Here is a 22,990-nt window from a genome sequence, read left to right on the forward strand (position 1 = left end):
CGCCGTCATCAAAGCTCATCTTTTTGATGGCCATACCAGAGCTCGCCTGCATCCGGATCTATCGCTGCCCATTCATCACCCAACGGCCCACGCTTTCTCCAGAAAGCATCAGTGACCAGCACCGACAGGCTGCCCAGTCGCCTCAAACGACTGACCAGCGCACTCGGGGAAGGCGCGGGCCGGGCGCTGAGCATCATCGACTCGGCCGCCGTCAGCGCCGGTATGTACTTGAGTAGGGCCCCCCCCTGGCAGGACAGGTAAATACGCCCGGCGTCGGGCTGGTTACTCAGCACCACAGACAGGTAGCTGTTCAGTACGTCGTGGGAGATAAAATTAGGTAACAGGACGAGGTCAAGCGGCTTGAGGTTGGGCCTCGACGGGATTGACTTGTAGAAGGCATGCACCGCCGCAACTTTGTAATTACGCAGCACATTCTCAGCCGGCACGTCGAACCCGGCATGCCCCTTCCAGAACAGCAACTCCAGCGTACTGTTACCAAAACCGGACCGGTCCTCCACGGGATCGATCGCGACAAACCCGGTCATTTTCGCAGGCATCAACACCGCGCCTAAATACGATTTACCGGCAAAGGGCGCGATCAATCGCTGAGCGTAACGGGCTGCGTCATCGGCATAAAAAAACAACGGCCCGCAGAATGAATGGAAATGGGGGTCGGCAGTGAACGAATGCGGCGACCGCTTGGGCCACCATCGCGTCGTGACCCGCTCCTTGCGGCCCCATATTTCACTGGTGAGCCGGATACGCAACTCCCCCATGGCTGCCAGCCGGCGCACATAGTCGCGTACGGTTAATGAGCCATCGCGCAGTCGCGCCGAATCGTGGCTCACATTCCTTGCCCATTCGGACACGGGCGCGGTCTTGGGCACGGTATACCAAAGCAGTGCACGGTCAGCGCATAGCAGGTACAGCGGCAATGCCTCGCCGTTGCGTGGCGTCGTCATGAATGACAACGCTTTGGAGATGACCGGAGGGGCAAAGAAGTGCTGAGCCATTTCATCGTCGGCGGCAGCGATGGTTTCGGTCGACGCACACAGGTACAAACCCGCCAACACATAGCCTTGGGGGAGTTGGCCCTTGACAAAGACCGGTTTCAAATCGTCATAACGGTCTCTGACAAGCGGCAGGGTCGTCATGTACAACTCCTTGCCAAACGCCTTGAGCACATAACCGACGGCAACCTGAGCCTGTGCGTTCCAATTACGGTAGACATGCCGAACCGCATCGAGTGCGCGAGTAAAGATCGGGCCGCACGGTGAGTCGGCTCCAGCATCGCGCACCTCCAATGGGGCAGCGCGGTACTGATTCGGCACAAACCCGATTTGTATCCGCCTGGGACTGCCCCACACTGCATTGCCTTCCACCACACGCAAATCGCCGGCCCGTGCCGCCTGATCGATAAATGCCTGCGGTAGCAGTGCTCCACTGCGCAGTTGTCGTTCGATAGGGTTATCACTCAAGTCGCCAGCGCCAGGGGATGTAGCGGCCAACTTGTTTCTCAACAGCGTTTCCTCGACATCGTTCGTCAACTGGTAACTGAGGATCGTGCCATTTGGCCCGAACACATACTGGCGTTTAACGTGCGCTTCACGGGTCAGCAGCCTGCACAAAACCGCCGTGGGGATCATGCTTTGATAAAGGGCTTTTTGAGACGCCGACAACAGTATCTGCACCTCCTGTTCCATCCGGGACTGATAGAAAGCCGCAAGGGTCGCGCCCCCTGGATAGAGCCCAGTCGCAATCACAGGGTCAGGGTAGATCCAGTCAAGTGTTGGGCCTTGAGCCGGGACCACCAACGGTTCAGTCGCCACAAACAGGCCATTGGTCAGCCTGAGGATGACGCCGCCGTAGGTCCGGCGTTGCCTGCTGCCAACCGCAACCGCGGCATGGCGTGCCGCATCATCCGCTGAGGCAAACGCCGGGCTCAGGCGTCGAGGCGCCAGCGTTTCATAGCCGCTCCACGTCGGCTTGACCTGCCCGCTCGTATCCCAGAGCTGACTGCCGCGCACCACGTAAAGCATGCCCTTGGCGATCCATTCCCGGACAAACTCCAACGCCGTTTTCTTGCCGGACTCCAACTGCATGCTTGCGAGCCCCAGCAGGTTGTCCGCCAGGCCACCGACTTTCACGTCGATCAATGATGGCTGATAGCGCAAAAGCGCACCGTCCAAGTTGGAAAAGTAAACCGGCAGACTCTGCGCTCTATCGCGCAGGCCTTCGGTCAACGCGGCCAGCAATACTCCCGGCCTTACAAAATACAGCGTCAACCACGCATTCGCCCCCTTCAGCCACGGCGGCGACCAATGCTGCGACCGGAACAAGGCGTGCATCTCATAGCCCTCGGGCAATATCGGCTCATTACGTAGGTTGCGAGAGAACAAGCGATTGAACTTAAACAGCTCACCTGCGTTGACGGCGCCTACCGCTTCGGTCGCAATGTACTGCGGCAGGTCTTTATGCTTAAGGATGTACGCATAGCAGGCCGGCTCGGGAACTGTGCGTCCCTGCAAACGCGCATGCAGGTTACGCGCAGCATCATCGCCACTGGAGAACACGGCACTGTAGAGGACGTAATCGAGTGGTCCGAACCTGGCTGCATAGGTGAAGTTGGGCGACCAATCACTGTAGACGGCCCCACGTGGGCCCCACAACTTGTTGCCCTGGATGATTTTGAACTCCCCTGCAACCGCCAGTCTCCGCACCCAATCGGCCGGCCTGATATCACCGCGATCGAGTCGCCGCCCGAGTCGGTTCTCCCCAGCCAGCGGGCCAATATTGGCCAGCAGCAACTTTTCCTGAGGCGAATGATTCGGGGCGAACTCCAACAAACAATCTTGCGCCCCGGACAGGTAGGCCACCCTTTCATCCGAGATGATCGAGTACATCTCGTCATCGGAAAACACTTGCAGGTTGATCAGCGCTTCTTCCTGCGTCCAGCCACGTCGCATAACCCAGTTCGGATGGACCATCGACAGCGCCACATGCGAGCCGTAGCGGGCGTGCAGCTCATAACCCTCCATCGGGATCAGCGCCCCTTGGTCACCCGCGGGAAAAAACAGCGTGGACGAAAACGGATGTCCCATGCTTTCCAGGGGCGGCGTGACCACGAAACGGCCGTCTACCCCCTTGAGCACATACCCGCCGTAATAGAGGCTGCGTCGGCTGCCGATTTGTTCATGGGCGTGCAGAGCCGCATCACGAGCACTGAGAAACGAGCGGCCAAAGGCCGGCGGATACTCCGGGGCCAACAGCGGCGAGTGCGTATCCACGCGCCCGACATCACGCCATAACTTACCCGCCTGCACCACCCACAGTTCAGTGGCTTCGATCACCCTGCGTAAATAGTTGCGCGGTGTCAGCGTACCGGCGACCAGTGCAGCCTGGGCGCCGTTGTCACTGATTACGCCGTCGCTATCTGACTTGAACAGTTCGGTAACCCGTGCTGTCGACGGCACCTTGAGTTTAAGCAACGCGTCGTCATGGGCACGCATGTAGAGGTCAAGACCGCGACTGGGGTTTTGCAGGGCCAGCGTACTGTGCCCCTGACGAATAGCGGCCACCACCTGTGCAGGAGAAAAGAACGCGCTGGCCAGCCAGCGCTCTTTCGCCGCCACGGCATCCTTCTCGTACCAGTCATTGAAGTAAATGGCCTCCAGACGATACTGGGCAGGCAACACCAACGCTCCGCCAGGCCCCTTTGGAAACAACGCATCCAGCGCAAACAAAGGCTCACGCTTGGGCGACGCGAGGGTCGCGATATAACGGTCCTTGCTGATGTGCTTGAGCACAACGCCAACGTGCGGCTCCGCAGGCTGTGCCGACGGTGTAGAGAGCGCCGCCGCCAGCGCCAACGGCACCTGGTCGAAGACGGCAGTGAACAACGGCTGCTCGGTCAGCGCTGATGACGTAAAGGGTTCGAAAACCACCCAATCGGCCGGCACTCGGCCCACGGAGCCACCCCACAATGCGGTAGGCACAACCAGGCTTAACGAGCCGAAGCTGGAAACTTTTTTGACGAACTGATCAAAGCTGCCATACACCCCAACCGGGTTGTTGGGCGGTTTTCCAGCCTGCACCCACAACGCAAAGCTGAACTCCGCCGGTGAACCGGCGGGGGTATGGCAAATCAATGAACCATCCGGGCCGGACAAGTAGGATGACGGGAAAAAATCGCGGTCATGCACATCCCGGTAAAAGTCCACTCCAGACAAGAACCCCAGGAAAGCCTTGGCCATGCGCTCATCAAAACTGGGGTTTTTCTGCAGAATCGCAGCGTGCTGCGCGGGGTGCGAATGGTAGCTGGCGACACAGGTATAGCCCGCTGGCTGAAGATAGTAGCCATCGGCACCGATGCCCAATACCGCGCGCAGATCAAACTGCATCCCCCCACCCGGCACCGGCTGAGTCGCGAAATAGTCACCGGCGGGGTTGCGCACAATCACCCCGCCGTATTCGACGTCGCGCCGGTCGCCGATTGCCTGGTGTGCCCAGTAGGCGGCGTCCGCCTCATTCACAAACGCAGGGCTCAGCGGCGGCAACGTGGCCGCCCCCCGGTTCGAACTCGCAGCGCGTTCTTCACGTGACAATCTGATAGCCATTTCAACTCCTTGAAAGAATGCCTGGGCATAGCGCCCGGCCCCTCATTCTTGCGGCGGGGGGCGTCTTCCAATCGGTAGATAAGTAGCCACCGGGATCAGCGCTCACCGTTGTCCGGGCGTTGGCAGCGCACCATTACGGCACAGACGCGTGCCCAACCGCTGCAACCGGGAGCCACATTGGTGCGCTACGCACCCTTGCGCTACCCCTCCACGCCGTCTGTTCAAGGCTTTTGCGACTTCGGCACACCCCTTGCTATCACCTGTGCAACGTCCCTCATCTGCCACCCATAAAAATATCGGTCACGGAGATCGCACCATGAAGCGTCGCAGCTTGATCAAGGCTTTCACTCTTTCGGCATCCATTGCCGCCATGGGCATGACCTGGACGATCCAGGCTGCCGAGACCATCAAGGTCGGCATCCTGCATTCGCTGTCCGGCACCATGGCGATCTCCGAAACGTCGCTCAAAGACATGGCGTTGATGACCATCGACGAGATCAACGCCAAGGGCGGGGTAAACGGCAAAATGCTCGAACCTGTGGTCGTCGACCCGGCGTCGAACTGGCCGCTGTTCGCCGAGAAAGGCCGCCAGTTGCTGACTCAGGACAAGGTCGCCGTGGTGTTCGGTTGCTGGACATCGGTGTCGCGTAAGTCGGTATTGCCGGTGTTCGAAGAACTCAATGGCCTGCTGTTCTACCCGGTTCAATACGAGGGCGAAGAGATGTCGCCAAACGTGTTCTATACCGGTGCGGCGCCGAACCAGCAGGCGATTCCGGCAGTGGAATACCTGATGAGCGAAGAAGGCGGCAGCGCCAAACGCTTCTTCCTGCTGGGCACCGACTACGTGTACCCACGCACCACCAATAAAATCCTGCGCTCGTTCCTGCATTCCAAAGGCGTAGCGGATAAAGATATCGAAGAGGTCTACACCCCGTTCGGCCATGCCGATTACCAAACCATCGTGGCCAACATCAAAAAATTCTCGGCGGGCGGCAAGACCGCGGTGATCTCCACCGTAAACGGCGACTCCAACGTGCCGTTCTATAAGGAGCTGGCCAACCAGGGCTTGAAAGCGACCGACGTACCGGTGGTGGCGTTCTCCGTGGGTGAAGAAGAACTGCGCGGCATCGACACCAAGCCGCTGGTGGGCAACCTCGCTGCCTGGAACTACTTCCAGTCGGTGGAGAACCCGGTCAACAAGAAATTCGTCGCCGACTGGAAAGCCTACGCGAAGAAACACAACCTGCCGGGCGCCGACAAAGCCGTGACCAACGACCCGATGGAAGCCACTTACGTGGGCATCCACATGTGGGCGCAGGCGGCTGAAAAAGCCAAGTCCACCGACGTCGACAAAGTGCGTGAAGCACTGGCCGGGCAGACCTTTGCTGCGCCGTCCGGCTTCACGCTGACCATGGACAAGACTAACCATCACCTGCACAAACCCGTGATGATCGGCGAGATCCAGGCTGACGGGCAGTTCTCGGTGGTGTGGCAGACCCAGGAGCCGATCCGGGCGCAGCCGTGGAGCCCGTATATCCCTGGCAATGACAAGAAGCCGGATTATGCGGTGAAAAGTAACTAAGCCCGACCCGGTCTAACTGTGGGAGCGAGCAAGCTGGCTCCCACAGTTAGACCGCGCATGATCAGGACACTTTGTTATGCCCACTGCCCTCTACCGCTTCATTCTCGCCGCGCTGCTGTTGCTGCCCTTGGCCGCACACGCCAGCGACGCCGAAGACTTCCTGTCTGCCAACCCGACCCAACAAGCCAAGCTCCTGAAGGACTGGGCTGCGCAGCCTGACCCGGCGCGTATCGAGTTGGTGGACGCCTTGCAACAAGGCCAACTCACCGTCAACGGCGAGATCAAAACCGTCCGCCTGAACAACCGTCTGCGCGGCTTGATCGACAACGTACGGGCCAGCCAGCAACTGCTCGCCGCCGACCCCAAGGTGCGCCTCGCCGCCGCGCAAACCCTGCAAAAAAGCGCGCAACCTGCGCAGCTGAAATTCCTCGACAAGCAGGTCGCCGCCGAAACAGACGAGGACGTGCACACGGCACTCAGCCTGGCGTTGGCCAATCTGCAACTGGTCGACCCCGATCCCGTGGTGCGCCTTGCCGCCGTGCGCTTACTCGGCAACACCGGCGACCCGCTGGCCCGCACCCGCCTTGAGGCGCTGCTGGCCCCAGGCGTCGAAACCGATGCCGCCGTGCACACCGCCGCCGAAACCAGCCTGGCCCAGGTCAAACGCAAGTTGATGGTCGGCGAGCTCCTCGGCCAGGCCTTCAGCGGCATGTCCCTGGGCTCGATTCTGTTGCTGGCGGCCCTGGGCCTGGCGATCACCTTCGGCCTGCTCGGCGTGATCAATATGGCCCACGGCGAGATGCTGATGCTCGGCGCCTACTCCACTTACGTTGTGCAAATGCTGATGCAGCGCTACGTGCCGCAAGCCATCGAGTTCTACCCGCTGATCGCGCTGCCGGTGGCGTTTTTTGTCACCGCTGCCATCGGCATGGCGCTGGAGCGCACGGTGATTCGTCACCTGTACGGTCGACCGCTGGAAACCCTGCTGGCCACCTGGGGCATCAGCCTGATGCTGATCCAGTTGGTGCGCCTGGTGTTCGGCGCGCAGAACGTCGAAGTGTCCAACCCCGAATGGCTGTCGGGCGGGATTCAAGTGCTGCCCAACCTCGTGCTGCCGTACAACCGCATTGTGATCATCGCTTTCGCCTTGTGCGTGGTGCTGCTGACCTGGCTGCTGCTGAACAAAACCCGCCTGGGCCTCAACGTGCGTGCCGTGACCCAGAACCGCAGCATGGCCGCGTGCTGCGGCGTACCGACAGGCCGCGTGGACATGCTTGCGTTTGGCCTGGGTTCCGGCATTGCCGGGTTGGGCGGTGTGGCGCTGAGTCAGATCGGCAACGTCGGCCCGGACCTGGGCCAGAGCTACATCATCGACTCGTTCCTCGTCGTGGTGCTCGGCGGCGTCGGCCAGTTGGCCGGGAGTGTCATGGCCGCCTTCGGGCTGGGCATCGCCAACAAGATCCTGGAACCCCAGATCGGTGCCGTGCTCGGCAAAATCCTGATCCTCGCGCTGATCATTCTGTTTATCCAGAAACGCCCGCAGGGACTCTTCGCACTGAAAGGACGGGTGATCGACTGATGAACCAGCCATTGATGCTTACGGCCGCGCAAAAGGCCGGCCCCAAGGTGACGGTTGCCGTCGGCGCAGTGATCCTGACCCTGCTGCTGGCGCTGCCGTTGTGTTCCTTGCTGTCGCCGGAACACCCGCTGCATGTGTCGGCCTACACGCTGACGCTGGTGGGCAAGATTCTCTGCTACGCCATCGTCGCCCTCGCGCTGGACCTGGTGTGGGGCTATGCCGGTATGTTGTCTCTCGGCCACGGTTTGTTCTTTGCCCTGGGCGGCTATGCGATGGGCATGTACTTGATGCGCCAGGCGTCCGGCGATGAATTGCCGGCGTTCATGACCTTCCTCTCGTGGACCGAATTGCCCTGGTACTGGGTCGGCACCGAGCACTTCCTCTGGGCCATGTGCCTGGTGGTGCTGGCGCCCGGTCTGCTGGCACTGGTCTTTGGTTTCTTCGCCTTCCGCTCGCGGATCAAGGGCGTGTATTTCTCGATCATGACCCAGGCCCTGACCTTCGCCGGGATGCTGCTGTTTTTCCGCAACGAGACCGGTTTTGGCGGCAACAACGGCTTCACCAATTTCCGCAGCATTCTCGGCTTTGGGATTACAGAGCCGGGCACGCGGGCGGTGTTGTTTGTGGCAACGGTGCTGCTGCTGGTGGCGAGCCTGTACATCGGCTGGCGCCTGGCCAAGAGCAAGTTCGGTCGGGTGCTGACCGCCCTGCGCGACGCCGAGAACCGCCTGATGTTCTGCGGCTACGACCCACGTGGCTTCAAGCTGTTCGTGTGGGTGTTGAGCGCGGTGTTGTGTGGGTTGGCCGGGGCGTTGTATGTGCCGCAAGTGGGCATCATCAACCCCAGTGAAATGTCGCCGACCAACTCGATCGAAGCGGCGGTGTGGGTGGCCTTGGGCGGGCGCGGGACGTTGATCGGCCCGCTGCTGGGCGCAGGGGTGGTCAATGGCATGAAGAGTTGGTTCACCGTGGCCTTCCCGGAATATTGGCTGTTCTTCCTCGGGGCGCTGTTCATCATCGTCACCCTGTACCTGCCCAAGGGCGTTATCGGTCTGCTGAAGAAATGAGGAACGTCATGCTTGAACCTATTTTCGACGCAGGCAGCGGCCGCGATGCCATCGGCATTGGCCAGGCCGCCGGCAAGGGCCTGAACACCCGCCACGGCACCATCCTGACCCTGGAAGACATCAGCGTCAGCTTCGATGGCTTCAAGGCACTCAACGATTTGAACCTGTACATCGGCGTCGGCGAATTGCGCTGCATCATCGGCCCCAACGGCGCGGGCAAGACCACGCTGATGGACGTGATCACCGGCAAGACCCGCCCCAGCCATGGCACCGCCTGGTTTGGCGAAAACCTCGATCTCACCGGTATGAGCGAAGTGCAGATCGCCCAGGCTGGCATTGGGCGCAAGTTCCAGAAGCCCACGGTATTCGAAGCCCTGAGCGTGTTTGAAAACCTGGAGCTGGCGCAGAAGACCGATAAATCGGTGTGGGCCAGCCTGCGCGCACGCCTGAGCGGCGAGCAGAAGGACCGTATCGATGAAGTGCTCGACACCATCCGTCTCACCGCGTCGGCACAGCGCCCGGCCGGCTTGCTGTCCCACGGCCAGAAGCAGTTCCTGGAGATCGGCATGCTGCTGATGCAAGACCCGCAACTGTTGCTGCTGGACGAGCCGGTAGCGGGCATGACCGACGCCGAAACCGAATTCACCGCCGAACTGTTCAAGCGCCTGGCGGGTAAGCACTCGCTGATGGTGGTGGAACATGACATGGGCTTTGTCGGTTCGATTGCCGACCACGTGACCGTGTTGCACCAAGGCAGCGTGCTGGCCGAAGGGTCGCTGGAGCAGGTGCAGGCCGATGAGCGGGTTATTGAGGTGTATTTGGGCAGATAAATCGGCCAGCTTTGAGTCGCAAGCCGCTTGAAGCCTAACTAACGGAGTTCCAATGCTACAAGTACAACACCTGCACCAATACTACGGCGGTAGCCACATCCTGCGCGGGCTGTCTTTTGACGTGAAGATCGGCGAAGTCACCTGCCTGCTGGGCCGTAACGGCGTAGGCAAGACCACTCTGCTCAAATGCCTGATGGGTCTGCTGCCCTCCAAGGAAGGCGTGGTGAATTGGGAAGGCAAGGTCATCACCGGGGTCAAGCCGCATCAGCGTGTGCATGCCGGGATTGCCTACGTGCCCCAGGGCCGGGAGATTTTTGGCCGGCTGACAGTGGAAGAAAACCTGCTGATGGGGCTCTCGCGTTTTCCGGGCTCAGAAGCCAAGGAAGTGCCCGCCTTCATCTACGAATTGTTCCCGGTGTTGCTGCAAATGAAGCATCGCCGTGGCGGTGACCTGTCCGGCGGCCAGCAACAACAGCTGGCCATCGGCCGGGCGCTGGCCAGCCGTCCGCGCCTGTTGATCCTCGATGAGCCCACCGAAGGCATCCAGCCGTCGGTGATCAAGGAGATCGGCGCGGTGATCAAGAAACTCGCTGAGCGTGGCGATATGGCAATCCTGCTGGTCGAGCAGTTCTACGACTTTGCCGCGGAACTGGCCGACCAGTATCTGGTGATGTCCCGGGGTGAAATCGTGCAGCAGGGCCGTGGTGAAAATATGGAAAACGAGGGTGTACGCGGCCTGGTTACGATCTAACCTGTAGCGTCCTGACGATAAGCACACACCATGAACCTGCCCCTTACTTGCGCCCTGTTCACCCCCAGCTGGCACGCCGAGCTGGAACTCGGCTACGCGCGTTTCGGCGACACCACGCGCCCGGTGATGCGTCGCCACCTCGGCCCGCTGCGCGTGCAAAAACACCTGTACGCCGAAGGCCCCGAGGTGTGCCAGCACATCATCGTGCACCCGCCGGGCGGGATTGCCGGTGGCGATCGCCTGGACATCAGCGCCCACGTCGGTGCCGGTGCCTGGGCGCAGCTGACCAGCCCCGGCGCGGCCAAGTGGTACCGCGCCAACGGGCCGGCGTTTCAGCAGCTCGACCTCAGGGTCGAAGCCGGCGCGACGCTGGAGTGGCTGCCCCAGGAAACCATTGTATTCAGCGCCGCCCAGGCCGAACTCACCACGCGCATTGAGCTGCAAGGCGATGCGCGGCTGTTCTACTGGGACGTGGTCGCCCTCGGTCGCCCGGCCAGTGGCGAGCGTTTTGACCTGGGCCACTTCCAGTCGCACCTGGATATACGCCGCGACGGCCAGTTGCTCTGGCATGAGCGCCAGCGCATTGTGGGCGCCGACGGTTTGCTCGATTCACCTATCGGCCTGGACGGGCAACCGGTGTTTGCCACGCTGTTGCTGACCGCCGATATTGACCCTCAATTACTGGAAACCTGCCGCGCCCTGCCCAACGCGGTACGCGGCGACCTCACCCAATTGCCCGGCTTGCTGGTGGCCCGTTGTTTGGCCAGCGAAGCGCTGCTGGCACGGGGGTGGCTGATCGATTTATGGCGCGTGTTGCGCCCGGCCGTATTAGGCAGGGAAGCGGTATCACCGAGAATCTGGAGCACATGAAGATCAAACATGTGGGAGCGGGCTTGCTCGCCCCCACACGGGATCTCCATTGTTGATAAGAATGCTGCCTAAGAGAGACCTTGAACCATGGACCTGACCCCACGGGAAAAAGACAAACTGCTGATTTTCACCGCCGGCCTGGTAGCCGAGCGCCGCCTGGCGCGCGGGGTGAAGCTCAACTACCCGGAAACCATCGCCTACATCTGCGCCGCCTTGATGGAAGGCGCCCGCGACGGCCGCACCGTGGCCGAGCTGATGCACTACGGTACCACCCTGCTCAGCCGCGAGCAGGTGATGGAAGGCATCCCGGAAATGATCCCGGATGTCCAGGTCGAAGCCACCTTCCCCGACGGCACCAAGCTGGTCACCGTCCACCAACCCATTGCGTAAGAGGCCGGCCATGATTCGTGATGCAACCGAGCAGGACCTGCCTGCGATTCGCGACATCTACAACGATGCGGTGCTGAATACGACGGCGATCTGGAACGAACAACCGGTGGACCTGGCCAACCGTAAAGCCTGGTTCAGCGCGCGCCAGGCTCTGGGATATCCGGTCCTGGTGGCGGTGGAAAACGGCGAAGTCACGGGCTACGCCGCGTTTGGCGACTGGCGCCCGTTCGAGGGCTTCCGCTACAGCGTCGAACACTCGGTGTATGTGCGCAGCGACCAACGCGGCAAGGGCCTGGGCCCGCGCCTGATGGAAGGCTTGATCGAACGCGCGCGCACCTGCGGCAAACACGTGATGGTCGCCGCCATCGAAAGCAGCAACCAGGCCTCGATCCGCCTGCATGAACGCCTGGGGTTCATCACCACCGGGCAGATGCCGCAAGTGGGTATCAAGTTTGGCCGCTGGCTCGACCTCACCTTTATGCAGCTTGCCTTGAATCCGGGCGCAGAACCGCCCCAGGAGTGACATCGATGAACGCGGCTCAACTGCGTCGAGTCCATACTGAAAGTTTTGCCCACTACCGCCTGGGCTTGATCGAGCTGTTGCTGGACGCGGTCAAGCATGGCGCTTCAGTGGGTTTCATGGCCGATTTCGATGAGGCTCAAGCGCGTGCGTATCTGAACGGCGTGCAGGCGAGTATTGAAGACGCCAGCCTGCTGCTGTGGGTGGTGGTGCGCGACGAGCAGGTCATCGCCAGCGTGCAGTTGGCGCTGTGCCAGAAAGCCAACGGCCTGAACCGCGCCGAAGTACAAAAACTGCTGGTGCACAGCCGCGCACGGCGCCATGGCCTGGGCCAGCAACTGATGAACACCCTGGAACTCGCTGCCCGCCAGCACAAACGTGGCCTGCTGTACCTGGACACCGAGGCTGGCTCCGGCGCCGAAGCCTTCTACCAGTCGCTGCGCTACACCAAGATCGGCGAACTGCCCGACTACTGCCAACGCCCGGACGGGCGCTACAGCCCGACCGCTATCTACTTCAAGACCCTGGGGCAACCTGCATGATTCCTGGCGAATATCAGATCCAGCCTGGCGACATCGAACTCAACGTGGGCCGGCGCACCGTCACCCTCAGTGTGGCCAACAGCGGCGACCGGCCTATCCAGGTGGGTTCGCACTACCATTTTTTCGAGACCAATGACGCGCTGACGTTTGACCGCGCGGCAAGCCGTGGCATGCGCTTGAATATTCCGGCGGGAACGGCGGTGCGGTTTGAGCCGGGGCAGGCGAGGACTGTCGAACTCGTCGACCTGAGCGGAATGCGGCGAGTTTATGGGTTTGCGGGAAGAGTCATGGGCGAGCTTTAGGTCGACTGCAAGCATCAAGCTGCAAGCTGCAAGAAAGAGCAGCTTGTGGCGCCACACCTGCTTTTTCTTGAAGCTCGCAGCTTAAAGCTCGCAGCTCATATCCGAGGACCGAGGCTATGAAAATCATCCGTCAGGCATATGCCGACATGTACGGCCCCACCGTCGGTGACAAGGTCCGCCTGGCCGACACTGACCTGTTCGTGGAAGTCGAACAGGACTTCACCGTCTACGGCGAAGAAGTCAAATTCGGCGGCGGCAAGGTCATCCGCGACGGTCAGGGTCAAAGCCAATTACTCGCCCATGAAGTCGTCGACACACTGATCACCAACGCGTTGATCATCGACCACTGGGGCATCGTCAAGGCCGATGTGGGCCTGAAGAACGGGCGCATCCACGCCATCGGCAAGGCCGGCAACCCGGACATCCAGCCCGGCGTGACCATGGCCATCGGCGCCAGTACCGAAGTGATCGCCGGTGAGGGCATGATCCTCACCGCCGGCGGCATCGACAGCCATGTGCATTTCATCTGCCCGCAGCAGATCGAAGAAGCACTGACCAGCGGCGTCACTACCATGATCGGCGGCGGCACCGGCCCGGCCACCGGCACCAACGCGACCACTTGCACCTCCGGGCCCTGGCACCTGGCGCGCATGCTCCAGGCCAGCGATTCGTTTGCGATGAACATCGGCTTTACCGGCAAGGGCAACGCCAGCCTGCCGGAGCCGTTGATCGAACAGGTCAAGGCCGGCGCCATCGGTTTGAAGCTGCACGAAGACTGGGGCACCACGCCCGCGAGCATCGACAACTGCCTGAGCGTCGCCGACCAATACGATGTGCAGGTGGCGATCCACAGCGACACCCTCAACGAGTCCGGCTTTGTCGAAACCACATTGGCCGCGCTCAAGGGCCGCACCATCCACACCTACCACACCGAGGGTGCCGGTGGGGGGCACGCGCCGGATATCATCAAGGCCTGCGGCTTCCCCAACGTGCTCCCCAGTTCCACCAACCCGACGCGGCCGTTCACACGCAATACCATCGACGAACACCTGGACATGCTGATGGTCTGCCATCACCTCGACCCGAGCATTGCCGAAGACGTGGCCTTCGCCGAAAGCCGCATCCGCCGCGAGACCATCGCCGCCGAAGACATCCTGCACGACCTCGGCGCATTCTCGATGATCAGCTCCGACAGCCAGGCCATGGGCCGCGTGGGCGAGGTGATCACGCGCACCTGGCAGACCGCCGACAAGATGAAAAAACAGCGCGGCGCCCTGCCCGGCGACGGCCCCGGCAACGACAACTTCCGCGCCAAGCGCTACATCGCCAAGTACACCATCAACCCGGCGATCACCCACGGCCTCAGCCATATCGTCGGTTCCATCGAAGTCGGCAAATGGGCCGACCTGGTGCTGTGGCGCCCGGCATTCTTTGGCATCAAGCCGACCCTGATCCTCAAGGGCGGCGCGATTGCCTCAAGCCTGATGGGCGATGCCAACGCCTCGATCCCCACGCCGCAGCCGGTGCACTACCGCCCGATGTTCGCCAGCTTCGGCAGTTCGTTGCACGCCACCAGCCTGACCTTTATCAGCCAGGCCGCGCAGGACGCCGGATTGCCCGAAGCCCTGGGTTTGAAAAAGCAGATCGCCGTGGTCAAGGGCTGCCGCGACGTGCAGAAAACCGACTTGATCCACAACGATTACCTGCCGGATATTGAAGTGGACCCGCAAACTTATCAGGTCAAGGCCGACGGCGTGCTGCTGTGGTGTGAACCGGCGGACGTGCTGCCGATGGCCCAGCGGTATTTCCTGTTTTGAACGTCAGCCCAGCGGCTGCACTTCAGCCCGCGATGGGCCGGGCTGGTCCCCGGCCTGGGCCACCACCTCACGTTGCGACAAGTCGAGCAGGGTTTGATAGCGCTCCTCCTCCACCTGACTGTAGAGCGCGTTCAAGGCATTCGTGTAATCCTGATCGAACTGTGGATGGGCGCTTTCCAGTGCATCCAGCCTCGAGTCACGGCTGCGCTGCCACTGCGCGAACGTCTCGGGGTATTTCTGCTGTAAGTAATCAACCCAGTAGCCACGCGCGACCAGTTCGTGGAAAAACGCCTGGGTGCTCTCCGCGGCCAATACGCTCTGGACCGCAGCCTCCAGCTGCTGCCTCGGGAGCGGCATGCCATAGTTCATATGCGCGGGCTGGGCCGGCAGGTCCAGTCTGGACTGCAATCCCACACGGTATTCCAGGCGAATCTCGGCCTCGTCAGGGTGGGCACGCCGTGCAATTTCTGCGGACGCCAACGCTTCAACCTGCCCTAGACGAAACAATTGCCGGGACAGCTTCAACAGCGCCGGCCCCTTGAGATCCAGCCGCGACGGGTCGATCCCAAACAGAGTGTCGTGCTCGTAAACCTTCACCTCCAGCCCGCTGAAGGTAAGAATACGTCCGTCGACGCAGGTGCCATGAGTATTAGAGATGCCGAATAGGGTTTGCCGCAGCTCAGTGTCAGCGCCCGCGGCCTTGAGTACCCGCCATACGCGTCGTGTCAGGTCGGCGCGAGCCACCCTGAATTCCTTGGTGTCCTGCAACATCTTCAGCAGATTAAAAAACGCCGCGCTGTCCGGCTCCGCCTCTAACTGATCCCAAAGCCCGCGATGTTCTTGCAGCGTTTCAGATTCCAGTGTTTCAAACCACGGATCGCGCTCTGCTGGCGTGGCTTGCACCGGTTCAAGCACTTCATCGGGTTCGGCCGGCGCGTCCTCGTCTTCGCTGCTCGTCGGGCTGTCAAGTTGCTCAAGCATTTGCCGCAACTCGCGCCTGGAAAAGCCCAGCGCATGAGTGCGCTCGGTGCGCTCGGCATAGTTTTGCAGCCGCTCCAGCGCCTCGCGCGGCAGTTGCATGTTGCCGGAAAGATCGGTACCGAACATCAATGCGTCATGGCCACCCTCAAGCGCCAGGGGCGGAATTACATCGATTTCGTTGAGGCTCAGATTCAGTCGGTTCAAGGCCGCATGCTGCAAGACGCCTGCGGGCCAGTCTGTCAGTCGGTTACTGGCAATATCGAGTGTTTGCAGATGCGGGAACGCCTGCATATCGAACGTTTCCAGGTTGCAATGGCTGAGATCCAGCCACCGCAGTTGTGGCATCGTGGCCAATGCGCGGTACAGGCGCGCGGGGTCTATCAGTGGGTTGGTCGACAGTTCCAGGCGCTGCAGATGTTCCATGCGGCTGACAGCCTCGGGCACCTCCACCAGCAGGTTGCCGTTGAGCATCAACGTACGCAGCTGAGGAAATGCGTGCAGAAAACCGTTGGAGCCGTCCTCGGTCAACCTGACGCCCGTCAGGTTCAAGCTTTCAACGTGGGTGAAGCCGGTGGGCAATCCAGGCAAATCGCCGACCTGGACGCCCTCCAGTACCAGCGCGCGCTCAACGGCCTCGCCCGGCAACAGGCTGCTGCGCCAGGACTCAAGAATGCGTTGCGCCGCCCATCGGCGTGTCTGGGACGAAACCCGCCAGCCGTGACCGTGGGCTTCGCGGATAAACATCCAATCATTCAGTTCACGGGTCAACGTCTGCGACGAACGCTCCCACTCCAGAACACGCAAGTGAATGCTCAGCTCGGTGGCGCCATCGGCCTGCAGATGCTGTGCCCAGGCGTGCAAGGCGTCAGGTTGCAGCGCAGGGTTAAGGCGTTGCAGGCGCTGCTCAACCGATAGCGCGCGGCCTGCGGCGTCCGATGGCAGAGGCAGTAACCGCTGGATAACCGTCATACCGGTCTCGATCGGTGGAAACGCGTCCGGAACGTCCTCCAAGGCAAACCGGCCCAGGGCGCCATGCGCCAGACCGTAAGCGTCCTCAACCCGCTGCTGCGCCGCCGCGAATGCCGACTGGGTGGCGGGGTCCAGCGGCGCCCCGGTCAGGTTGCTGGCAATGACCAATCCATCGCGGTCCAGAGCGACCTGCGGCACGTGGGTGAGCTGGCTATCACGCAAATCCAGCCAAGACAGTTGCGTCAGGTTTTGCGCCCCGATCGGCCAACTCTGCAGTTTTGTGCGGCTAAGATTAAGCGCTTGTAAACCCGGCATGGCGCTCACATCCAGCGCGATGATCGGGTTATCTGCCAGGTTGAGGTGCGCAAGCGACGGCAGCGCACCCGGCGTCAGCGGCGACTCGACGAGGGCGCAATTGCTGAGGTCCAGTGTGCGCACGTTGGCAAAATTCTGAATGAAACGGGCCAACTGTGCAGGCGGCACGCGTGCACCGATCAGTTGCAACGTCTCGACATGGGCAAAGCCCTCGGGCGCCAACTCGGGCAGTTCGCTCACGGCCAACGCGCGCACGACCAATTTTGATGACCGTTGCGCGGTACCGAAGCGCTTGAGCAGGCCGTTGTACCAGCACGCCCGCAAAGTGAAGCGCAAATTGGAGCGCCGCATGCCTTCGCCCGAGGTGTCGAGGGTGTGGCTCCAGTCATCCAGTGTGCGGTTCAATTCGGCGTATTCGGTGCTCAAGGCTTCCATGGCATTAAACCGCGCCTGAAAGCCGCTCACCTGTGCCTTGAACGCTTCGAACAATGCCTGACGCTGCTCCATCAGACCCATATAGCTCAGTTCGTCGTGGCCCTGCCATTGCAGCCGGCTCAGTTCGCCCTCGCAGTAACTGCGGACCATTTGCTCCAGGTCCAACAGGTGTTCGGCGTGACGGGTCACGTAGGCGAACGCCGGTAGGAACTGCTCTCGGCTGATGTGCGACCAATTCATGGTCAGCCCCGACCACAGCCGCTCACGCCCCGGCTGGAACATCTCGGGCGGCAGCGTACTGATCGATGAGCTGGAAAAGTCCAGACGTTCCAGCAGAGGCAATTGAAATACGCCGGTCGGGAACCTCCACTGGAAGGCCCTGCCGAGTTTTAACCTGCGCAGTTGGCTCAGACGGCTGACATCCAGCACCTGCCCGGACGTCAACGCACACTCCAGGCTGAGTTCCCGCAAACCGGTGAGATTGCCCAGGCGCATTACCTGCATCTGTTCCAACGGAAAATTCGAGGCGGTGCTCAAATTCGTCAGGTGCGGCATGTGCTCCAGCGCCGCGGGAACCGCACTCAGATCGGGAGTGTTGGCCACCAGCCTGAGGGTTTCAATCTGCGGAAAATAGCCGAGCACCTGCTCAACCGTGGCATTGGTGATCCCGCGACCGCTAAGGGTCAAGGTGCGTACATGGGAAAAGTCTGCGGTTAACGCCGGTAAGGGCTCATCGGTAAATATCTCCAGTTCGGCAAAACGCGCTCGTTCGGCCAGGGGCGAACGCCGCCAGCAGGCTTTGATCGCCTGAACGACCTGTCGCTTGCCGCCCATTGCCGCGAAAAATCCCTGCATCAATTCGGCCGAAGGCGCGCCGGCCCATTGGTCGAGGGTACTCTCCAGCGTTTGCCATTCGCGCATACGATTATTGAGCAGGTTGTAGATTTGCGATTCGTCGTCTCCTGCGGTCATGCGCCTGAGGATGAATCCATTGGCTTCGTCCTCCGTGAGTTGTGGATAAACCGCCCGCACCCGGCTGGCCAACGACGCCATCATGCCCTCGCCGCGACCGCTGGCGGGGTAGCCGATCAGCCTCGGCGAAATCCGCTGCGGCGGTTTGAACCAAGGTTGACCTCGCACATGGCCTTCAACGATCTGCGCCGACGCCTGGCGATGCTCCACCGCGTAGTCGATGATTGCTCGACGTAACGCCAGGCTTTGGCTGACCTGCGGCATACCCAGCGCCTGACGCGCATCATCCGGCAAGGCGTGCATGATCGAATCGTAAAAACTATCACCGTGCTGCGTGAGGCTGTTAAGGGCCTCACCGCGCGCGTTGAATGCTTGGTAGCGCGGCCCTTTCTTGACCAAGTATTTGCGTTGCGCGGCGGTCTCGCTGCCGATGCTGTCAAGCAAAGCGCCGTCGATGCTGCCTTCGCGCACCTCAAGTCGCAGTTGGCCCGACCAGCCCGGCAAGTGTCCCAGGGTGTGCAAGGCCAAGCGCTTGCTGTCGGCCGAGGTCAGGTTTTCCATGTGCAGGCCAGCAAACGCGTGGCCGACCCGGCCCTGGCGCACATACCAGCGCGCGCGCTCTTGCATCTCCAACGGCACGCGCCCGGTGTCGTGCAGGCGGATCAATTGTTCGGTGTCGGTTTCGTCGAGCAGGGTATGCGCGGCGGATTCGCTCAGGCCAGGGTAAAGCCGTTGCAGTTTGGCCACCCTCGGCGGCGTGCGCCGGGTGCCGGTGTACAAGCTGTCGAATATTGCCGGTTGGCGGGTGCGGGCGTAGTCAGCCAGTTGTTTGCTGAACTCCAATGCGCGGTTATCGCGCACCCGCGCCGGCTCGCTGCCAAGCAGGTCGACCACTTCCGACTCATCCAGCGCCGCCAGGATATGCGACGGTAATTGACCGTTCAGTACGTCGGCACGGCTGATGCGAATCGTCGGTCGCTGCTTCAAGGCATTGTTGATGCGTTCTACACCATAGGTCTGTGAGCGTCCGCTCAGGCCCGGCCCGTCAAACACGCGCAGCGTCCTGCCCGCAGGCCAGCGCGGCAACTCGGTGACCAGTGGCAATACATACAGATAACGGCCATCGACCGCCCGACCGCTGCTCACTTGCTCGATCACTTGTGCCACATCCCGCTCCACGCTGAACAACCGCAAGGCGTCTGCCACTTCAGGCGGCGGCGGTTGGTTGTCCAAGTGCATTTTGCGCAACGTGTGATCGCCGGCCCCAGCGATGTCGGCGATGGCCAACAATTGGTCATCGGTGAAACCGTCCGTCACCGGCCCCATGCGGCGCAACAGCGTGACCCGGTTCCAGCTCGACGGCTGTTCATGGGTCAGGCGCCAGGCCCCGGCGCCATTGTGCGTGAGTGGCGGTTGATAGGCGTCGGGGTCGGCAGGGTGCTTGATCCGCCAGCGTTGCAGGCTTTCGTCGTAGGTTTTTTCGTAGACCTTACCCGACTGACGGATGTAGGTCTTGCCCGCCTGATGATACTGGCCCGCCGCGTTGGGCGCGGCATCCGCGAGCAATACGTCAGGGCTTTCGTAGCCGTCGAATGCAGGTTTCCACAGCCGCCCCTGCCCCCCAGGCAAGGTCACCGGTGCCAGCGCTTCGATCACCGGTTCGGGTTTGGCCGCAAGCAGTTTGCCCGCGACTTTACCGCCTGCCGCCATCGCCCCGAGCAGTGCCAGGTTTTCGGCCACGTCCACCAGGTGGACCTTGGCAGCCTGGCGATCCCCCTCACTCCATTCCAACGAACCTTCAAGCGTTTCGTACAACAACTGGCCCGCCATCACCCCCATCATCACTTCGCCCAGCACCGGGACGAACATCGAGACCGTGTTCAACACCAGCATGCCGATGTTGAGCAAGCGCGCCAGCTTCTCCGAGCGCACCCGCGCGTCCACGTCTGCCGTGGGGACGGCATGGCTGCGCGCGTCGCCGATCATTTTGTCGCGGTGTTGCTCGAAGAGGTAGTGCCACAGGTCGACGTTGGCCGCCCAAATGCCGTGGCCCGCGCGCGTCAACGCGGTGGGCGCGAGAAAGGGGTCAGGGTTGGCTTCCCTGACAGGCGGTGGGCCGGGTGGCAGTTCCTTGATATCGGTGAATACGCGAAAGGGATTGAAGCCCTGGGCCAACTCCGTCAACAACGATACATGAGGTAACAGGGCCTCGCCAAAAGAGCGGGCCGGTGCGTCTTCCGTGAATTGGCTGAAATACGCAGGTCGGTCGCTGTAAGCCACGAACTGGCTGAAAAACCGCTGGTAGGCCGTCGGGCTACCGTCATCTGGGGCTGTGGCGTCGCGCGCAGTAAAGCGCTGCTTGAAGGTGGCCGTCAGTTGCGCCCAGGTAAAGCGCTTGAGCGGGTGCTGCGGGTCGTTGGGGATGTAGAGAATGACGTCGTCGCTGTAACGATATTTTTCGCAGATGACAAAGGCGAGGCAGCCGGTCATGCGCTTATTCATCAAGCCAAGGTCGCGAAACCACACGGGCTTGCCGTTGACTTTGGGGTTGAGCGACCCTTCGATCACGCTCTGCATCAAGCGGTAATCGGCAGGCTCGATATCGTTGCTCAGCAGTGCCTGCTCGGCTGCGGCAGCCAGGGCCGCTTTTTGGGCGCTGATGAATGTGTCGCGCAACGCTTGCTCCGCGCCCGGCTCGGCAGGTTGCAGGTAGTTTTTCAGGTAGCGCTGATATTTCGCACCCACGTCCAACGTGCGGCACAGACGGATGAACTGCGTCACCGTCAGCGGGGTGGCAAGTGTTTCGAAGTGGCCCGGCGTCGCCCCCGGCACCAGAAACCCCGACGAATGATGAAAGGCGCCCGCTTCGCATTCACGGGCTTCAAAACTGTGCAGCGCCGCCTGCAACAAGGGCAGGCGCGACACCTCGAAACGGCTGATCTCGATAGCGAGTATGCCGACCTCGATCGGTTTATTGAGGCACAACAAGGTGGTGTTGAGGTCCAGTTCGACCTTGTAGGTGTCTTTCAAGGCCTTGGCCAATAAGGGGGCGGCAAAGGTGTCGATGTCTTGCAGGGTCGACATGGCTTTGTCGAGCGCGGTCTGTGCAGCAAAGCGCTGAGTGAAACACGCGCGCACGGTCTTGCGCTGGGACGCCGATGCCTGGCGATAGAAGTCGGGCAGTGCGGCCGGGGCTGCTTTTAGGGCAGTGCGACGTTCGGGGGTGGCGTTGATCAACCAGGCGGGGCTTGATTGCTCAAGAAAGGTGCGGTGCAGGCTCTGAGTAGCCGGCTGCGTCGCCGAGAGGTCGGGCATGATGTCGCTCCTGTGAAATGGAGCGTCAGCACATCATGCCCACTCGGGCGTTCGACGGTAGATAAATGTAGCGATGAAGGTTTAGAAGTGTTCTCGTGGATTGAACGCAGCTTTTTTCGCCAATTCCTGCCACAGGGCGATGGTCTCGTCATCCGCCTGCTTGGGCATCACGGCCTTGAGCTGTATGTACAGGAAGCCGCGCTCCCCGGCCTTGTTCAACAAGCCATGCCCCTTGGCGCGCACGCGCTGACCATTTTGGCTGCCGGCTGGAACCTTGAGGTTGATCTTGCCGGTGAGGGTCGGGACTGCCACTTCCGTGCCCAGCGCCAGCTCCCAAGGTGCCAGCGGCAAGTTGATGATCAGGTTTTCACCTTCCACTTCAAACTTCGGGTGCGGCGCAAACTTGATGATCAGGTACAGGTCGCCATTGGCCCCACCGCCAATACCCGGCGCGCCTTGCGCCTTGAGGCGGATGCGCTCACCGTCGGCCACGCCGGCGGGGATCTTCACGTTCAGGCTCTTGGTGGTATTGCTCACATGCCGGCCCGAGGCGTCGTATTGCGGCACCTGGAAGCTGATCGGCTTGGACTCGGTCGACAGCGTCTCTTCAAGCGACACCGTGAGCTGCATCTCCACATCCTGGCCCTTGCGCCCGGCAGGGCGACGCTGGCCGCCACCAAAGGCATCGCCGCGGGAGCCGAAGATGGAGCTGAAGAAGTCCGAAAAATCCTCACCGCCACCACCACCGCCATAGCCACCACGGCTCTGCCAGCCTGGTGGCCCCTGGAATGGCTGGCCATGCTGGCCGTATTTGCGCAGCTCGTCGTACTCGGCGCGCTTGTCGGCGCTTTTAAGCGCTTCATAGGCTTCGGACGCGTCCTTGAACTTGGCTTCGGCGTCTTTCTCCTTGCTCACATCCGGGTGATATTTGCGCGCGAGTTTGCGATACGCGGCCTTGATTTCTTTGTCATCGGCCGTCGGCTCGACACCCAGAATCTTGTAGTAGTCTTTGAAATCCATCGGCGGTTCACCCTCCTAAATCGAGATCGCACAGCCCGGGGCACAACGTGCGCTGTATTGCACCTGTAGAGTCTTGTGGCCTGGGGGTGCGTCAAAATGTTTTCGGCACTTGCCGTA

Annotated in this window: 14 protein-coding genes; 11 read left to right on the plus strand and 3 right to left on the minus strand. The window is 61.3% G+C overall.

The features are described 5' to 3' along the window. Positions 1-8: 8 nt before the first annotated feature. Positions 9-4,616 carry a DUF4329 domain-containing protein gene (locus AACY44_RS02615; protein WP_339438029.1) on the minus strand — a complete coding sequence of 1,536 codons (4,608 nt, stop codon included), beginning with the start codon at positions 4,614-4,616 and terminating at the stop codon, positions 9-11. Positions 4,617-4,932: 316 nt separating this feature from the next. Between AACY44_RS02615 and urtA the strand changes: the two genes are divergently transcribed. The 11 genes from urtA to ureC all read left to right on the plus strand — a co-directional run bounded on the left by urtA (position 4,933) and on the right by ureC (position 14,866). Next, positions 4,933-6,198, plus strand: coding sequence for an urea ABC transporter substrate-binding protein (gene urtA, locus AACY44_RS02620; protein ID WP_065874307.1), 1,266 nt, complete (start codon positions 4,933-4,935; stop codon positions 6,196-6,198). Between the two features lie 76 nt (positions 6,199-6,274). Beyond that, complete coding sequence (gene urtB / locus AACY44_RS02625; RefSeq protein WP_339415732.1) at positions 6,275-7,777, plus strand: urea ABC transporter permease subunit UrtB; 1,503 nt, start codon at positions 6,275-6,277, stop codon at positions 7,775-7,777. Further along, positions 7,777-8,844, plus strand: a complete 1,068-nt coding sequence (urtC, locus tag AACY44_RS02630) for an urea ABC transporter permease subunit UrtC (RefSeq protein WP_339415730.1) — start codon at positions 7,777-7,779, stop codon at positions 8,842-8,844. The genes urtB and urtC overlap by 1 nt, the downstream gene beginning before the upstream one ends. Beyond that, the gene (gene urtD, locus AACY44_RS02635; protein ID WP_339415728.1) at positions 8,841-9,674 is read left to right on the plus strand and encodes an urea ABC transporter ATP-binding protein UrtD; all 834 of its coding nucleotides are present in this window, start codon (positions 8,841-8,843) and stop codon (positions 9,672-9,674) included. Before urtC ends, urtD begins: the two co-directional genes overlap by 4 nt. A 52-nt stretch (positions 9,675-9,726) precedes the next feature. Further along, positions 9,727-10,425 carry an urea ABC transporter ATP-binding subunit UrtE gene (gene urtE / locus AACY44_RS02640; RefSeq protein ID WP_339427231.1) on the plus strand — a complete coding sequence of 233 codons (699 nt, stop codon included), beginning with the start codon at positions 9,727-9,729 and terminating at the stop codon, positions 10,423-10,425. A 30-nt stretch (positions 10,426-10,455) separates the two neighbouring features. Continuing rightward, complete coding sequence (locus AACY44_RS02645) at positions 10,456-11,295, plus strand: urease accessory protein UreD (RefSeq protein WP_339415726.1); 840 nt, start codon at positions 10,456-10,458, stop codon at positions 11,293-11,295. A gap of 87 nt (positions 11,296-11,382) precedes the next feature. Next, positions 11,383-11,685 carry an urease subunit gamma gene (ureA, locus tag AACY44_RS02650; protein WP_339415724.1) on the plus strand — a complete coding sequence of 101 codons (303 nt, stop codon included), beginning with the start codon at positions 11,383-11,385 and terminating at the stop codon, positions 11,683-11,685. Between the two features lie 10 nt (positions 11,686-11,695). Beyond that, positions 11,696-12,208: a GNAT family N-acetyltransferase gene (locus AACY44_RS02655; RefSeq protein WP_339427233.1), complete on the plus strand. Its 513-nt coding sequence runs from the start codon at positions 11,696-11,698 to the stop codon at positions 12,206-12,208. 5 nt (positions 12,209-12,213) lie between these two features. Beyond that, positions 12,214-12,747 carry a GNAT family N-acetyltransferase gene (locus AACY44_RS02660; RefSeq protein ID WP_339415720.1) on the plus strand — a complete coding sequence of 178 codons (534 nt, stop codon included), beginning with the start codon at positions 12,214-12,216 and terminating at the stop codon, positions 12,745-12,747. Further along, entirely contained in the window at positions 12,744-13,049 is a 306-nt protein-coding gene (locus AACY44_RS02665; protein ID WP_339415718.1) for an urease subunit beta, read from the plus strand. Before AACY44_RS02660 ends, AACY44_RS02665 begins: the two co-directional genes overlap by 4 nt. A gap of 116 nt (positions 13,050-13,165) precedes the next feature. Next, positions 13,166-14,866: an urease subunit alpha gene (gene ureC / locus AACY44_RS02670; protein WP_339529759.1), complete on the plus strand. Its 1,701-nt coding sequence runs from the start codon at positions 13,166-13,168 to the stop codon at positions 14,864-14,866. A 3-nt stretch (positions 14,867-14,869) separates the two neighbouring features. Here the strand turns inward: ureC and AACY44_RS02675 are convergent, their stop codons facing one another. Continuing rightward, positions 14,870-21,853, minus strand: coding sequence for an NEL-type E3 ubiquitin ligase domain-containing protein (locus AACY44_RS02675; RefSeq protein ID WP_339529760.1), 6,984 nt, complete (start codon positions 21,851-21,853; stop codon positions 14,870-14,872). 81 nt (positions 21,854-21,934) lie between these two features. Then, positions 21,935-22,873 (minus strand): DnaJ C-terminal domain-containing protein, encoded by a 939-nt coding sequence (locus AACY44_RS02680; protein WP_339415715.1) that lies wholly within the window; start codon positions 22,871-22,873, stop codon positions 21,935-21,937. Between the last annotated feature and the right edge of the window lie 117 nt (positions 22,874-22,990).

The organism is Pseudomonas sp. RA_15y_Pfl1_P11, from assembly GCF_963970975.1.
GTDB lineage: Bacteria > Pseudomonadota > Gammaproteobacteria > Pseudomonadales > Pseudomonadaceae > Aquipseudomonas > Aquipseudomonas tritici.

Bases quoted from the DNA above. Each gene is read 5' to 3' on its own strand.
- AACY44_RS02655 (WP_339427233.1), top strand. From the start codon at position 11,696: ATGATTCGTGATGCAACCGAGCAGGACCTGCCTGCGATTCGCGACATC.
- AACY44_RS02665 (WP_339415718.1), top strand. From the start codon at position 12,744: ATGATTCCTGGCGAATATCAGATCCAGCCTGGCGACATCGAACTCAAC.
- urtD (WP_339415728.1), top strand. From the start codon at position 8,841: ATGAGGAACGTCATGCTTGAACCTATTTTCGACGCAGGCAGCGGCCGC.
- ureC (WP_339529759.1), top strand. From the start codon at position 13,166: ATGAAAATCATCCGTCAGGCATATGCCGACATGTACGGCCCCACCGTC.
- AACY44_RS02615 (WP_339438029.1), bottom strand. From the start codon at position 4,616: ATGGCTATCAGATTGTCACGTGAAGAACGCGCTGCGAGTTCGAACCGG.
- urtC (WP_339415730.1), top strand. From the start codon at position 7,777: ATGAACCAGCCATTGATGCTTACGGCCGCGCAAAAGGCCGGCCCCAAG.
- AACY44_RS02680 (WP_339415715.1), bottom strand. From the start codon at position 22,873: ATGGATTTCAAAGACTACTACAAGATTCTGGGTGTCGAGCCGACGGCC.
- urtA (WP_065874307.1), top strand. From the start codon at position 4,933: ATGAAGCGTCGCAGCTTGATCAAGGCTTTCACTCTTTCGGCATCCATT.
- ureA (WP_339415724.1), top strand. From the start codon at position 11,383: ATGGACCTGACCCCACGGGAAAAAGACAAACTGCTGATTTTCACCGCC.
- urtE (WP_339427231.1), top strand. From the start codon at position 9,727: ATGCTACAAGTACAACACCTGCACCAATACTACGGCGGTAGCCACATC.
- AACY44_RS02645 (WP_339415726.1), top strand. From the start codon at position 10,456: ATGAACCTGCCCCTTACTTGCGCCCTGTTCACCCCCAGCTGGCACGCC.
- AACY44_RS02675 (WP_339529760.1), bottom strand. From the start codon at position 21,853: ATGCCCGACCTCTCGGCGACGCAGCCGGCTACTCAGAGCCTGCACCGC.
- AACY44_RS02660 (WP_339415720.1), top strand. From the start codon at position 12,214: ATGAACGCGGCTCAACTGCGTCGAGTCCATACTGAAAGTTTTGCCCAC.
- urtB (WP_339415732.1), top strand. From the start codon at position 6,275: ATGCCCACTGCCCTCTACCGCTTCATTCTCGCCGCGCTGCTGTTGCTG.